We start from the raw sequence: 14008 nt of genomic DNA on the forward strand, positions 1-14008 counted from the left end.
CGAGTGCAGGGATCAGTGTGGTGCAGCCACGGGGACCTTTCTTGAGGACGTGGCTGCAGCCTCCTAGGTTCCCGGCTTGGGGGCCGCAGCGATCGGCGTCGGATGCCTCCGACTTCCTCAGACAGCCATCGTTGGGCTCCCGGCACGAAAGCGCCGGGAGCTTTTGTCACTTCACGAGCGCGGCCTTTTCAATCACCGCGGCAACTTCCTTCGCATGCACGACGAGCGAAGCATGGCTGCCGGCGACTTCCGTCGTTTGGGCCTTCATCTCGGCGGCGAAAAACTTCTGGGCCTCGGGTGCTATCACCTTGTCCTTGGTGCTGATCACATAGAACGTCGGTTTGTCGCGCCAGGCGGCCGTATCGACCGGTGCCTCAAACGCCGTGTGGTTCAGGGGAAGCTGATGGTTTGCCAGGGATTCGGCGATCTGCGAGGGCAGGTCAGCGGCAACCGCTGAAGGAAACACCTTGGGATCGATGTAGAGGTTGCCCTTGTCGTCAGGACGGATAGCCGCGGCACCTTCGGTTGCCGGACCGCTCTTGGCTAAGGTCGCCAGAGATTGTCCCACATCCGGCGCGAACGCGGAGACATAGACCAATGCCGACACCTTGTGATCGTTGCCTGCTTCCGTGATCACGACACCGCCCCAGGAGTGACCGACAAGGACGGTCTTGCCGTTCTGTTTCGCAAGCGCCTGCTTGGTTGCATCGACGTCGGCAGCGAGTGAGGTGAGCGGGTTTTCGACGAGCGTGACTTTATACCCCTTCTTCGTGAGGATGTCGGCAACGTGCTGCCAACTCGTCTGGTCGACGAAAGCGCCATGGACGAGCACGATATTGTGAGCAGCACCCTTGGGCAGTTGAGCCGATTGGGCGGGGGCGGCAATTGTTGCTCCGGCCATGAGGACGGTGGCGACCGAGAGTAGATGATTTCGCATAGTTTGCTCCTGTTGGGATGGCGGACGACGTGGTCCAGAGAAGGGCAGGCGTCGGCAAAGCCGCGGTTCTTCCATTCCGCCATTTTTGCGAAACGGAATGCCACGCGACGTGTTGGCTCAACCTGAGGTGAGGTAGGAGGTAGAGGTCTCGGACGTTAGGCTTCAATCGTCCGAATATTGTGTCTGACCGTCCGCCGTATTAGCGTGGAGCGATGGACATCCTTGCCCAAGTGCTCGATCGGGTACGCCTTGGTGGGACCCTGCTCTTCCACTTCGAGCTTGGCTATCCATGGAATCTGGCATTGCCAGCGCGCCCGTATGCCCTGTTCCATTATCTCAGTCGAGGCTCGGCTACCCTCGTGCTTGAACAGGGACGAGAACTCCGCATGACTGAGGGCGACTTTGTGGTCGTCACGCGAGGCGAACCGCACCTGATTTATTCAGACAGCCGGGCGAAGCCTTTACAGATCCTGGACCTCGATCGACCGTCCGGACGCCTTGGCGTCGTTCGTCATGGAGGCAGCGCGCAGCCGGTCTCGACGATGATCTGCGGCAATTTTACTGTGGAGCGGCCGTCGCGCGGCAGCGTCTTGGAATTGCTTCCGCCTCTGCTTCTCCTGAAGTCAACAGACGGCGGCGGAGGTCTCAATACGCTTCTGGAACGGATGGTAAGCGAGTCGGCGTTTGCGCGTCCCGGCCAGGATGTCGCACTCTCGCGACTGACAGACGTACTCTTCGTCGAGGTGTTGCGGAGCTGGATCGCGTCTCTCGACTACGGAGAGGGCGGGTGGCTCGGAGCGATGGCGGACCCACATATAGGACCGGCGCTTCAATTGATCCACGAACGACCGGAACAGCCCTGGACTCTCGGCAACCTGGGACACCGCGTTGGGCTTGGTCGTTCTGCTTTTTCGGCTCGCTTCACCAAGCTCGTTGGCCAGTCGATGTACCGTTACCTGATTGCACGTCGGATGGCGGAGGCTGCTTTCATACTTGAATCAAGCGACGATGGAATCGCGCGGGTTGCGAGCCGTGTCGGCTACGAGACCGCGGCCGCATTTTCGAAGCTATTCCATCGACATCACGGCCTGTCGCCTGGCCGCTACCGAGCAATTCGCCGCTTTGACCGCAGCCGAAAGCAAGGGAACATTCTGGAAGAAGAGATGGCAGACTGACCCAATTTTCAAATAATGTTTGCCCAAAGCTGTGATAGTCAGTTGCCCAGCTTGCTCCGTTGATCAAAAACGCTCTTTATGAACTCAGCATGATATGAATGACGCGCGCGACGATATTCGAACACACGACGGCTTCATAAATCTTGTCTGCTAGTCGGGCTTCTTTGTCGGAAAGCTGACGGCCCGTTCGCGGCTCCGAAGCTGCCAGTCAGCGACGCTCCCATTTCGGCCGTTGAAGGGCAATCCCTGAACTGCCCCAAAGCTGCCGTTGAACCAGATCGCAGTTTAACGCGCAACGCACTGGACCAAACTTTAATCGCTAGTCGACTTTCCCGTGTGAGAAGGCATTGGCGCTTGTGGCAGACAGGCCCACTGGCGGCCGTTCGTCGATTTCCCCACTTCGAACTGCTATTAGACGCCCGACTCCAGCGCCAGCAACTAGCGCTCGTGGACAAACGTTGACTGAGGAATCCGGTTTTGATTCAAGGCTTCTTTTTGGAGGGAGCCTTGGGCGAACGCGTTGGACTGACGGACGAGGAATGGGCGCTGATCGGGCCTTTGCTGCCGCCTGAGCGCGGACGCGGGTGTCGGCCGGCACAAGACAACCGGCTCTACTTCGAAGGCATGATTTGGATGGGGCGCACGGGTGCGCAGTGGCGACATCTTCCCGACGAGTACGGCAAGTGGAACAGCGTGTTCCGCCGCTACCGGCGATGGGTCGAAACCGGCGTGTTCGATGCCATGCTGGAAAGTCTGGCGGAAATGGTCGAGCGAGATAGTACCGCCGACATGATCGACAGCACGATTGTCCGGGCGCATCACTGCGCAGCCGGCATAAAAAGGGGACTCAGCAGACGGAGGCGCTTGGTCGGTCGCGCGGCGGCTTCACCACCAAGCTGCATGCCCGCTGCGACGCCAGAGGCCGCCCGCTCGGCTTCGTCGTGACGGGCGGAGAAGCGCATGACATCAAAGGCTTCGCGCCGCTGCTGCGAATGATCGCCGGCAAGATCGAAGCGCTGCTGGCCGACAAGGGCTACGATGCCGACGCCATCAGGGAGACGTTGGCGAAGGCCGAGATCGAGGCGGTCATCCCGGCCAAGCGCAACCGCAAGGACCCCGCGCCATACGATGCTGAGAAATACAAGTGGCGAAACCTGGTCGAGCGGCTGTTCAACAAGCTCAAGAACTGGCGCCGCGTCGCCACCAGATACGACAAGACAAAGGAATCCTACCTTGGCTTCGTCGCCATCGCAGCAGCCAAGCTTTGGTTACCCTTTGTCCACGAGACCTAGTCCGCGGCGGTGATGAGATGGATTCTTCGCTGAGAGCGGACAGGAAATTACCCGTAAATTACCCCATACTGCGCCCAACTGGCTTTCATTTCTGACCTTGCGTCATATAACCTCCAGTTGCGCCTGATGGAGGATAAGATGCCAGTTCCGCTGAACAGATGGTCGCTGCTTGCCGTGGCGGTGCCTGCCCTTTTTGCAAGCCAATCCCAAGCTCAGGAGCGGAATGCCTATTTCGGCGAAACCCATGTTCACACCGGATGGTCGTTCGACGCGTACATCTTCGGCAACACCAAGACGTCGCCGGCGGACGCGTACAAATACGCCAAGGGGCAGCCGATCAAGCATGCGCTTGGCTATGACATCAAGATCGAGACGCCGCTGGACTGGATGGGTGTCACCGACCATTCCGAATATGTCGGCGTGATGGCGCTGGCCAATACGCCGGGTTCGGATATTTCCAAACTGCCGATCGGCCAGAAGCTGATCGTACATTCCCGGGAGGACATCCAGAGAATTTATCTCTGGCTCGGCACCACCATCACCGATGGAAAACCGATCAAGGAGCTGATCTCGCCCGAAGTGGCCGGGTCCGTCTGGAAGCAGAACAACGACATGGCCGATGCCGCCAATGAGCCGGGCAAGTTCACGGCGTTCTGCTCCTACGAATGGACGTCGACGCCGAACAACCGCAACATGCACCGCAACGTGTTCTTCAAGGATTGCGCCAAGGTACCGCAATTGCCCTTCAGTTCGATTGATTCCAGCGATCCGTCGGACCTTTGGGACTGGATGGACGGGCAACGCAAGGACGGCAACGAACTCCTTGCCATATCTCACAACGCAAATCTGTCCGACGGACACATGTTTCCGACGGACGTGGATGAGAAAGGGCGGCCTATCGACGCCGCCTGGGCCTCATCCCGCGACCGCAACGAACGCCTGAGCGAGATCAAACAGATCAAGGGCGCTTCGGAGACCCATCCGACGCTGTCGCCCAACGACGAGTTCGCCAATTTTGAGATACTGACCTATCTGCTCGGCGACCCCGCCGGACGGTTTCCTCAGGTGCCCGGCAGCTACATCCGGCAAGCGCTGAAGGATGGGCTGTCGATGAACGAGGCCAAAGGTTTCAATCCGTACAAGACCGGTTTCGTCGGCGGATCGGATTCGCACAACACCGGCGTGCCCTATCGCCAGAGCAACTTCTTCGGCGGCCATGTGCTCAATGACGGCGAGATCAAGCAGCGCATGTCGGGCTACGTGTTTGCCGGTCTCGACGTCCGGCTGGAAAACCCGGCCGGCCTGACCGGTATCTGGGCGGAGGAGAACACCCGCGCGTCGCTGTTCGACGCCATGGCCCGAAAGGAAACCTTCGCCACCAGTGGGCCGCACATAAAGGTTCGCTTCTTCGGCGGCGCCGACCTCGCCGCCGCCGCGGACCAGGCGGACTGGGTAAAGGCCGCCTATGCGGGTGGCGTGCCGATGGGCGGCGACCTGCAGCCGCTGGGTGATGCCAAGGCGCCGTCCTTCGTCGTCTGGGCGCTGAAGGACCCGACCTCGGGTAACCTCGACCGCATCCAGATCGTAAAAGGCTGGTCGAAGAACGGACAGAGCTTCGAGAAGATCTTCGACGTAGCCTGGGCCGGAAACCGGGCGCCCGATCCGTTCACCGGCGTCGTGCCCCCGATCGGCAGCACGGTCGATATCTCGAACGCCACCTACACCAACACGATCGGCGGCGTGGAGTTGAAGAGCGTCTGGACGGATCCGGAATTCGATCCGAGCCTCGATGCATTCTACTACGCTCGCGTGCTTGAAATCCCCACCCCGCGCTGGACGACGATCCAGGCCCGGGAACTTGGTATCGCCCCGCCCGACAATGTTGCCGCCACGATCCAAGAGCGCGCCTGGAGTTCGCCGATCTGGTATAGCGCCACGCAGGACCTGAGAGCCGCGTCCAAGGGAACCACGGTTGCCGACCTGAAGTCGCAAGGCGCAACCGCGCTCGACGACGCGGCGCTGAAGGACCTTATCGTCGGCAAGTCGACCTGGGTTCGCAACAATGTCACCGGCGAAGTCTTCAGCATCGCCTGGACCGAGGCAGGGCAGCGCCTGCTGTCCAACATCAACGGCACAATGCCAAGCCCGAGCGAGATCGGCGACGTCCTGCATGGCGGCCTGACCGGCCAAGGCACGGCTTACGCAATCAAGGACGGCGCAATCGTAACGACGCTCGGCAACATGCCCTACGAAGTGACGGTCTACAAAGTGGGCGACAAGTATCTCGCCGCACGGAGCAACGAGTTCGGTTTCGCCAACTACGAGGTGGTGCCGACCCCGCAGATGCTCGACCCGTTGGGCGAACAGAAGTCACCGTTCTGAGCGGCTGAACGAGAGGGCCAGGCCAAGCCTGGACCTCTCGAAGGCGCGATTTCGAGTAGCCATCATGCGAACGCTGAGATTGCTGTTCTGCCTTGTAATGGCGATGGCCGCTGCCGTCGTCGAAGGACAGGCATGCGCGATCTGCTTCTCCGGCACCGTCGTCACTCCTGGACAGAAGCTGGACTCTGCCGACCAGGCCGTTCTTGCGGTGGCGTCGGCGGATGGAAGCAGCTTCCGGGTGGTCGCGGTGGTCAAGGGAGATGTCGCCCTCGACGCGAGCATCGCCCAATTGGATGTGTCGCTTGGAGCGGCGGAACTCGTTATGTCGATGGATGGACAGACGGCGGTCCAAAAGCCGTCTGCTGCAAACGTCGATCAGCCCCTCCTACTCTTGCGAAGCAGGACGTCCGAGATGTGGACGAGCCTTGGGTCAATCGGCGAGCAATATGCCGATTGGCTGCGACAACTGGCGGCGACCAAGCATGGGTCCGGCGATCAGCCGGTGCGGCTGTGGCCCTCGAAGGTCATGGCATGGTCGCCGCTGACGGATACGGAATGGCAGGAACGTCTGGCGTTGGTCTGGCCTTATGCGGACGACGGCCAGACGCTGGCGGCAGAGATCGCCTATCGCGAACTCCTGCGGGCTCCCTACAAGGCGATGCGCACCCTGAAGCCTCGCATTGAGGTGGAAGTCCTCAGAAGCTGGATTGCAGATCCTAATTTGTCACCCCGGCGTTCGGTCTACACCTTGCTGCTCGGTGTGGCAGGCGACCAGGACGACGCCACCGACCTGGAGAAACGGATAGACCAGGCGCTGCTGGTACGGGACGCGACAAACCTTTCGGCGATGCTTGCCGCTGATCTGGAATTGCGCGGCCCGTCGCGGCTCGACTGGTTGCACACGACATTTTTCGTGGATCGCCAGCGCACGCTGCCAGAGATCGACGCGGCCCTGCTCGCCCTGAGCGTACACGGCGAAGCGGACGCTGCGATTCCCCGCGAAGAGGTCGTCGAAGCCTACCGCGCCTTCATCAACGAGCGAAGGCCGATGGCGGGTTTCGTAGCGACGGAACTGGCGAACTGGGAAGCCTGGGAGGCGACGCGGGACTATGTCGACATCATCAGGTCGAAAGACGTGAAGGACCCTGCCGGGCAATTTGCAATCCTCAGCTACCTGAAGAGCAGTCCCCTTACCGCCGCAGAAGCTGCCTTGCCGGCCGCCCAATGAGACAGACAATCGCTGCGCCAAGCGCTTCCAACGGCAACCACGGGTGACACATGGCAAAGCAGGGATTGCGGAATATCCTGAGCGAACCGCTGCTGCATTTTTTTGTTGTCGGGGCGCTCGTATTCGGCGGCTACCGCTTCTTGGTGGGCGAACCGGGACAGGTGGCCTCCGACCCGCAACTCATCGAATTGACCGAGAATGACGTGCAGCAACTGGCAATTTCCTGGCTCGCGCAAGGCCGGCCGCCACCAAGTCCGGATGAACTGAAGAGCCTCGTCGACCAGAAAGTGACCGAGGAAATCCTGTCGCGCGAAGCCGTTGCGTTCGGCCTCGATCAGGACGACCAGATCATCAAACGACGGCTTGCCCAGAAGATGGACTTCCTGGCGGCCGATCTGGCCAGCATGGAGGAGCCTACCGACGCTCAGCTTGCCGATTGGTATTCGAAGAATTCCGACGGCTTCGCACTGCCTCCGCATGCCAGCTTCCGGCATCTCTATTTCTCTCCCGATAAACGCGGCAACGACGGGGCTCAAAAGGACGCTGCCGCGGCGCTCGCCGTGCTGACCGGCAAGCGTGCGGACGCGCCCGAGGGTCAGGCCCTGGCCGATCCGTTCATGCTGCGCAGTTTTTACGGCGACGCCACCCCGGAGCAGACGGCGAAAGAGTTCGGTCCGGCCTTCGCCGATGCTCTGTTTGGCCTGAAGCCGGGCGAATGGCAGGGTCCGGTGCAATCGGGCTATGGCTGGCACCTTGTATGGGTCGACTCTATCGAGCCGGGCCGCGTTCCACTCTACGAGGAGGTGAAGCCCGATGTGAAGGCGGCGTGGCTCGACGCCCGCTACCAGGAGGTGAAACGCAACGCAGTCGAAGAGATGCGCTCCCGCTACAAGGTCGTCGTCGTGCCTTTGGATCAGGTCGATCTCAGCGACCTGAGAACTCCGGACGCCGCAGGCGCCGCCCCGGAGCCGATCTCGCAATGAGCCGCGCCGCACGATCATGCCCGGCGGTCGCGGGATTGCTGCTCGCCCTGGTCATGGCGGTCCTTGCGATGGCCGGCGCGGCCTCAGCGCATGAGGTGAGGCCGGCATACCTGCAGATCGACCAAATTGGGCACAGCCGCTTCAGCGTGCTCTGGCGCACGCCGCTTTTTTCCGGAATTCGGTTGCCGGTGGTGGTGCGCTACTCGGACGGCATCAAACAGGTGACCCAGCCGTCTGAGCGCGAACTGTCCGACTCGATCGTCGAGCGCAGCATGATCGAAGCCCCAGATGGCTTGCCCGGCCAGCGGATAAGCTTCGTTGGGCTTCAGGCCACCATCACCGACGTCATGGTCCGCGTGAAGCTGGAAGACGGAACGGCTAGCACGACGCTCGTGCGCCCCTCGCAGCCTTGGATGGACATCCAGGCACGGCAAAGCTCGCTCGAGGTGATGAAGGTATTCGTCCTGAGCGGTATCGAGCACATCCTGTTCGGCTTCGATCATCTGCTGTTCGTTGCGGCGCTGATGCTGATCGTCCGGCGCTGGGGCATGCTGCTGAAGACGGTTACCGCCTTCACCGTGGCTCATTCGATCACACTGACCTGCGCGACCTTGGGTTGGATAACGCTCGCGTCAGGACCTGTTGAGATAATGATCGCCTTCAGCATTGTGCTCGTTGGCGCCGAGATCATCAGGATGGAGCGCGGCGGCACGAGCCTGGCCATTGAATGGCCGTGGATCGTTGCCTTTTTCTTCGGGCTGCTCCACGGCTTCGGCTTTGCCGGCGCATTGGCCGATTTCGGTCTGCCGCAGGGCGATATTCCGCTTGCCCTGTTCTCTTTCAACGTTGGCGTAGAACTCGGACAGCTGATGTTCATCGCGTCGTTGTTGCTCGTCGTCCATCTGGTGCGGCGCGTCATCGAAATCCCCAGAAGCGCTATTGTGACGGCCGCCTATGCGATCGGAATCATCTCTGCTTTCTGGTGCATCGAGCGCTTGCATTCAACGTTTCTGTGAATGTTGCTGGCGACCTTAACGCATGGCCACCTTTTGAAGGTTTCTACCCTAAGCAGTCAGTCCGGTGACGGCCCCCGAGCGGTAGCACCACGCACCGTTTCTCTCTCGGTCAATCAAGGCCGAGGAGAATTCATTTGGGTCACTCTCAATACGATGGCGTTAGTCGCCATCGCGCAGCTTTGAACGCTGGGAAGAAGGTAGGAACCAAGCGTCCGTTGACGCAGAAACAGATCTGGGCCGTTCGCTTCTTTCTCGATCGCGAGCGCCGCATTCGTGACGGCACGCTGTTCGATCTGGCAATCCACAGCAAGCTTCGCGGCTGTGACCTGGTCAAGATCAGGATTCACGATGTGGTCGCCGGACCGGATATAAGGACTCGCGCGATCGTCATCCAGCAGAAGACCGGTCGTCCCGTCCAGTTCGAGATCAGGAGCGAGAGCCTTCTGGGTTGGCTCGAACGACGTGGAGGCTCGGTCGAGGACTATGCGTTCCCGAGCCGGGTCGATCACTCACGCCATGTGGGCACAAGGCAGTACGCGCGCCTGGTCGACGAATGGGTGACCGCGATCGGACTGCGTTCGGAGGAGTATGGAACACACTCGCTCCGACGCACGAAGGCGTTGATGATTTACAAGGCGACAGGAAACATCCGCGCCATCCAGATCTTGCTCGGTCATTCCAAGATCGAGAACACGGTCCGATATCTTGGCGTCGACGTGGAGGACGCGCTCCTCCTGGCTGAGCGAACCGAGATCTGACGTTGAGCGGCCATCCGACGCCGCGCGGATGGCCGCTCTGGAGCGCAGAACGCCGTGCCATCCGGGTGACTATGGGGTGGAAAGCGGTAAGTCCGATGCTTGCCAACGGCTGCTAGCGCCAGTAGCAGGCAGTCAAACATGTGTTCCGGAATGACTGCAATTGGCGCGACCGCGCCCGTTGGACGCGCTGTCCCTTCCACCAACAAACGGCCAAGGCTATTCCCGCCGAGCCGAGCGCGAGTCATATAGCGTAGCACGCTCCAGGTCTCTGAGCAGAGCCTCGGCCTCTCTGACGTCGGCAGTTTCAAAACCCTCGGTGAACCAGTCGCGAACGTGTGTCAGAAAATCGTGGGCTTTTTCCCCCGCGCCTCGCTCTGCCCACAGGCGTGCAAGCTGCGTCGCAGCTCGCAACTCCCACCATTTGGCGGCCCGCGCCCCGGCAATCTCTACCGATCTGCCGAACGATTCCGCCGCCAAGTCGCCGTCGCGACCAGGCTCGCGCAAAGCAAACTGCCCTTTCAGTCGGTACAGCTCGGCATCAAACCAACGCTCGCCGGTCGAAGTCGCACGCTCGAACGCGTCGTCGAGCACGCGTCGCGCACCTTCAACGTTGCCACTACTAAGGTAAGCCTCAGCCAGAATAGACTCGTAATACGGCATCATCACCAGGTAACCGGCGTTCACGTCGTGCTCATAACAGGATTTGAGGGTCTCGAGGCCTTCGGTTGCATTTCCTTCAGCGATGAGTGCGGCAGCTCGAAAGCCCCGTCCCTTGTTCAACATTGCAGGCATGGCCTTTTCGGACGCAAGAGCAATCAGGCACTCGCTGTCGCGCCGAAGGGCGAGCCAGTCTTTGCACAAGTGGTAGTATACGCACGTGTTGGCGAGAGCCAACGCGATCGCGAAGGGCTGGCGCGTTTTCTCGGCAGTTTTCAGACCCTGCCGGCACCGTCGGTACCCCTGCTCGGGGTAGCCCAGAATGAGCAGAGTCCGGGCAAGGTAGAGGTTCGGTCCGGCGTCGGCGATGTCCGCACCGAGCAGAGGGTCCAGGTCACGGGCCTTTGTCGAGACCCGCTGCTCCAGGAAAGTGCGTGCGATGGCAAAATCGCCCATCCAAAGGGCAACGAATCCGGCTGCGTCCGCTCCGATTGGGCCACCCTCGCCGTATGCGCGCCCCGCCGCGCGCATCAGCTCGTTTTCGACTTCGCGCGCGCGATCGAGCTCCGCGCGATTGTAGTAACAGAGAAACTCGCCGTACCCGGCCCGGAGGTTCTCGTGCTCCGCCCCCATTTGCCCTGCCAGAAATCGGGCGCGAGCATAAGCGGTGCCCGTTTCGACCGCGGCCGTGCCCCTAGCCGCCCGGAGCGCATCCCCCAGCGCAAGGCGGAGCCCGAGTTCAAGTCGGTTGCGCTCCAAGCCTTCCGGCAGCGTTTCGAGAAGCGAGAGACCGTTATCGAGCTGGTCCAGCGCTTCCCTTGTCGCCGAGCGCATGATCGCCGTGCGTGCCGCAGCCTGATAATATGGCACTGCCTGCTCCACAAGCCCGGCCCTGCCGTAGTGACCGGCGACGAGTTCGGGGTGAGCTGTTGCCGTGTCCTTGAATCTGTTGACCAGCGCGTCGGCAATCGCGCCGTGCAGTTCCCGGCGGCGCCTTTTGAGGAGCGATTCGTAGGCCGCGTCCTGAATGAGAGCGTGCTTGAAGATGTGTGCCGGACTGGCTGCGGTGCCGCAGCTCAAGATCAGCTCGGCTCCGATCAGTTCCGAGAGCGCCGTCTCCAGTTCACCGGCAGGCATGTCGCTCACGCTCGCCAGCAGCGCACGATCGAACTCCCGCCCAATCACGGCACCGACTTGGGCGGCATGCCTTGCGAAGGGCGGCAGGCGGTCGAGCCGAGCCATCAGCGCGTCCTGAAGTGTCACGGGAACCGTGACCGCAGGCAGAGATCCCAAAAGGTCGAAGTGATCTCCTGCATCGACAAGGACGTTGAGATCGCGCATCGCCTTGGTCAATTCCTCGATGAACAGCGGAATGCCGTCGGTGTGCGCGACGATCTCGTTCAAGACTTCCTGCGGAAGACGCTTGCCCGCAACGGCCTGGGCCACTGCGGCCGCCTCAATCGGATCGAGCCGTTCGAGCACGATCCAGTCGACGTGTGCGCCGCTCCAGGCCGGCTTGAACTCCGGCCGGAAAGTGACGAGCAGCAGCACTGGCAATTGGGCGATCCGATCGTTGATCCGATCGACCAGTTCCAGCGTCGTCGGGTCGAGCCATTGTGCGTCCTCGACGACCATGAGCAGCGGATGCCGCGTCGCGAGCCCCTCAACCCAGTTCAGCAGCGCTGCAAACGTCATGGCTTTCCTCTGCTGAGGGGTCAGATCACGCAACGAATGCTGCTCGGCGGTTCGAACGCCTAGCAGATCGGCGATGAAAGGGATGGCGCCGCTGATATCGGACAAAGCCCTTCCCAGAAGAAGCTCGAGCTTCCTGATCTGTGTTTCGTCGGGGTCAATGCTTGCAAACTCCGCGGAGCGCCGGATTTCCGAGATGACGGGCCGTAGCGCCGAGTTCACGTAGTACGGCGAGGCGTCGAAATGGATTTCCTGGAGCCGGTCCCCTCTCAGTCGATCCCCGAAAAAGCGCACCAGTCTCGATTTTCCGATCCCGGGCTCCCCGGTTACGAGGACAACCTGGCCCATCGTTCGCCTGACCCGCGCCCAGCGCTCGAGCAGCAGATCGATCTCGTGGCCTCGGCCGACGAATGGCGTGAGCATCGTGCCGTGAAGTCCCTCGAACCGACTTTCGCTGCGCCCGATGCCATGGACCCGCCAGAGGGCTACCGAGGGGCTGATCCCCTTGATCGGCTGCCTTCCCCGGTCCTCCAGGTCGAATTTTCCTCCGACGAGGTGCCGGGTGGTTTCGGAAATCACAATCTGGTCCGGCCCTGCCGCCTGCTGCAGCCGTGCTGCGAGGTTCGGCGTCTCCCCGACGATCTCGTCCGGGCGCTCTGCCTCCCCGTCCCCTAGGCTTCCGATGACCACCAACCCTGTGGCAATGCCGATGCGTGCACGAAGGTGAGGAACCTCTTGCGTCTTGATTCCACCAGCTGCTGCCACAATGCGAAGGGCAGCCTTGACCGCCCGTTCAGCCGCGTCCTCCTGTGCCTTCGGCCAGCCGAAATATGCAAGAATGCCATCGCCCAAGAACTTAGCGACGTGCCCCTCGAAACGGTCCACTTCTGCGGTTACCGCGCTTCGGTAACGCCGCATCACCGCCCGCAGATCTTCGGGGTCGAGCAGATGGCTTAGCTCGGTCGACCCGACGAGATCGACGAACATCACCGTGAGCTGCCGCCGCTCTGCCTCTGTCGGGGCGGATAAAGGCAGCGCCGTCTTCAGCGATGCGGGTGCGCCAATGGGCGCCGACCTCGAAACCAGGGCCAGGGAGGCAATCGCATCAAGCAGCTTGCGCCGGTGACCGACGGAGATCACGCCAATTCCCGTCAGATCCTCGGCCCTCAGGTGGGCAAGAACCTCTCCACTAATATCGTTGTCGCGGAAGGCCTTCTCGTATTGTCCCAGGCCGATACCGCGAAGCCAGGTGGCGACGTCCACGTCCCCCTCCTGTATGAAACTACAATAATACACCAAAAGCCCATCATGGACGCGTGAAAAACGGGTCCGAGAAGAGTCGATTCGGCCTCAGCCTGAAGGTCCACTTAAGAGGACCAGAAATGGCGGCAAATGGCGGCGCAAGAATGTCCTTCCGGAACCGGAACTGATGACCCGGCCATCCGCTGCGCAGCGGAAACGTCGCGTGAGGGTCAAAAGCCACCATCGACTAAGCAGGTCGTTAACGGCCGGAATGAAGTCGGAAGCCGAGCGGCAGTTTTCCGCCATCTGTCCCCATAAGCGGACCGACGGCTGCCGGCGCCCCGTCCCGCCGTCTGCACGCATTGCCGGCGCTTCATGACGTATGAAGTGCCCGAGGGCGGAGGCCGGGTCTGTTGCGTGCTTCAACGGGCAAGCAGATGAGGAGAGTTCGTTTCCACGCGTCATGCGCTCGATGGTCGCCCGCCTCCTAATCTGTTTTCGTCCATCAACTGCCCCGCGTCCAATATGTCGGGGAGCGCGTCGGCCTTTCGGCGCTCGGCGGGCGCCCAGCGTTCATCACCTCGTCGGTTCTCGGACCAGGCTGGCTTGGAAAAAGAGTCCGATGGTCTCACGCTTGCCTGCACCA

At 61.3% G+C, this 14008-nt stretch carries 8 protein-coding genes and 1 pseudogene; 7 read left to right on the plus strand and 2 right to left on the minus strand.

Translation table 11 applies throughout. The annotated features are described in order from the left end of the window. Positions 1 to 166: 166 nt before the first annotated feature. Positions 167 to 937 carry an alpha/beta fold hydrolase gene (locus ABMA59_RS08480; RefSeq protein ID WP_349004902.1) on the minus strand — a complete coding sequence of 257 codons (771 nt, stop codon included), beginning with the start codon at positions 935 to 937 and terminating at the stop codon, positions 167 to 169. A gap of 212 nt (positions 938 to 1149) precedes the next feature. Here ABMA59_RS08480 and ABMA59_RS08485 point away from each other — a divergent pair, with 212 nt between their 5' ends. The 7 genes and pseudogenes from ABMA59_RS08485 (at position 1150) to ABMA59_RS08515 (ending at position 9771) form a co-directional block, all read left to right on the plus strand. Next, positions 1150 to 2112, plus strand: coding sequence for an AraC family transcriptional regulator (locus ABMA59_RS08485; RefSeq protein WP_349004903.1), 963 nt, complete (start codon positions 1150 to 1152; stop codon positions 2110 to 2112). 558 nt (positions 2113 to 2670) lie between these two features. Continuing rightward, positions 2671 to 3404: pseudogene (locus ABMA59_RS08490) on the plus strand (IS5 family transposase). A 138-nt stretch (positions 3405 to 3542) separates the two neighbouring features. Beyond that, positions 3543 to 5786: a DUF3604 domain-containing protein gene (locus tag ABMA59_RS08495; RefSeq protein WP_349004904.1), complete on the plus strand. Its 2244-nt coding sequence runs from the start codon at positions 3543 to 3545 to the stop codon at positions 5784 to 5786. Positions 5787 to 5889: 103 nt separating this feature from the next. Further along, on the plus strand, positions 5890 to 7014 hold the full coding sequence (locus ABMA59_RS08500; protein ID WP_349004905.1) for a hypothetical protein: 1125 nt from the start codon (positions 5890 to 5892) through the stop codon (positions 7012 to 7014). A gap of 50 nt (positions 7015 to 7064) precedes the next feature. Further along, positions 7065 to 7997, plus strand: coding sequence for a peptidyl-prolyl cis-trans isomerase (locus tag ABMA59_RS08505; protein ID WP_349004906.1), 933 nt, complete (start codon positions 7065 to 7067; stop codon positions 7995 to 7997). Further along, positions 7994 to 9013: a HupE/UreJ family protein gene (locus ABMA59_RS08510; protein ID WP_349004907.1), complete on the plus strand. Its 1020-nt coding sequence runs from the start codon at positions 7994 to 7996 to the stop codon at positions 9011 to 9013. The genes ABMA59_RS08505 and ABMA59_RS08510 overlap by 4 nt, the downstream gene beginning before the upstream one ends. A 134-nt stretch (positions 9014 to 9147) precedes the next feature. Continuing rightward, positions 9148 to 9771 carry a tyrosine-type recombinase/integrase gene (locus ABMA59_RS08515; protein ID WP_349004908.1) on the plus strand — a complete coding sequence of 208 codons (624 nt, stop codon included), beginning with the start codon at positions 9148 to 9150 and terminating at the stop codon, positions 9769 to 9771. 216 nt (positions 9772 to 9987) lie between these two features. Here ABMA59_RS08515 and ABMA59_RS08520 read toward each other — a convergent pair whose 3' ends face one another. Next, the gene (locus tag ABMA59_RS08520) at positions 9988 to 13383 is read right to left on the minus strand and encodes an AAA family ATPase (RefSeq protein WP_349004909.1); all 3396 of its coding nucleotides are present in this window, start codon (positions 13381 to 13383) and stop codon (positions 9988 to 9990) included. Positions 13384 to 14008 lie beyond the last annotated feature (625 nt).

This window comes from Mesorhizobium yinganensis (genome assembly GCF_040081985.1).
Taxonomy (GTDB): domain Bacteria; phylum Pseudomonadota; class Alphaproteobacteria; order Rhizobiales; family Rhizobiaceae; genus Kumtagia; species Kumtagia yinganensis.

Excerpts from the sequence above, each read along its gene's own strand:
- ABMA59_RS08480 (WP_349004902.1), bottom strand. The coding sequence starts at position 937 with ATGCGAAATCATCTACTCTCGGTCGCCACCGTCCTCATGGCCGGAGCA.
- ABMA59_RS08510 (WP_349004907.1), top strand. The coding sequence starts at position 7,994 with ATGAGCCGCGCCGCACGATCATGCCCGGCGGTCGCGGGATTGCTGCTC.
- ABMA59_RS08500 (WP_349004905.1), top strand. The coding sequence starts at position 5,890 with ATGGCCGCTGCCGTCGTCGAAGGACAGGCATGCGCGATCTGCTTCTCC.
- ABMA59_RS08495 (WP_349004904.1), top strand. The coding sequence starts at position 3,543 with ATGCCAGTTCCGCTGAACAGATGGTCGCTGCTTGCCGTGGCGGTGCCT.
- ABMA59_RS08505 (WP_349004906.1), top strand. The coding sequence starts at position 7,065 with ATGGCAAAGCAGGGATTGCGGAATATCCTGAGCGAACCGCTGCTGCAT.
- ABMA59_RS08485 (WP_349004903.1), top strand. The coding sequence starts at position 1,150 with ATGGACATCCTTGCCCAAGTGCTCGATCGGGTACGCCTTGGTGGGACC.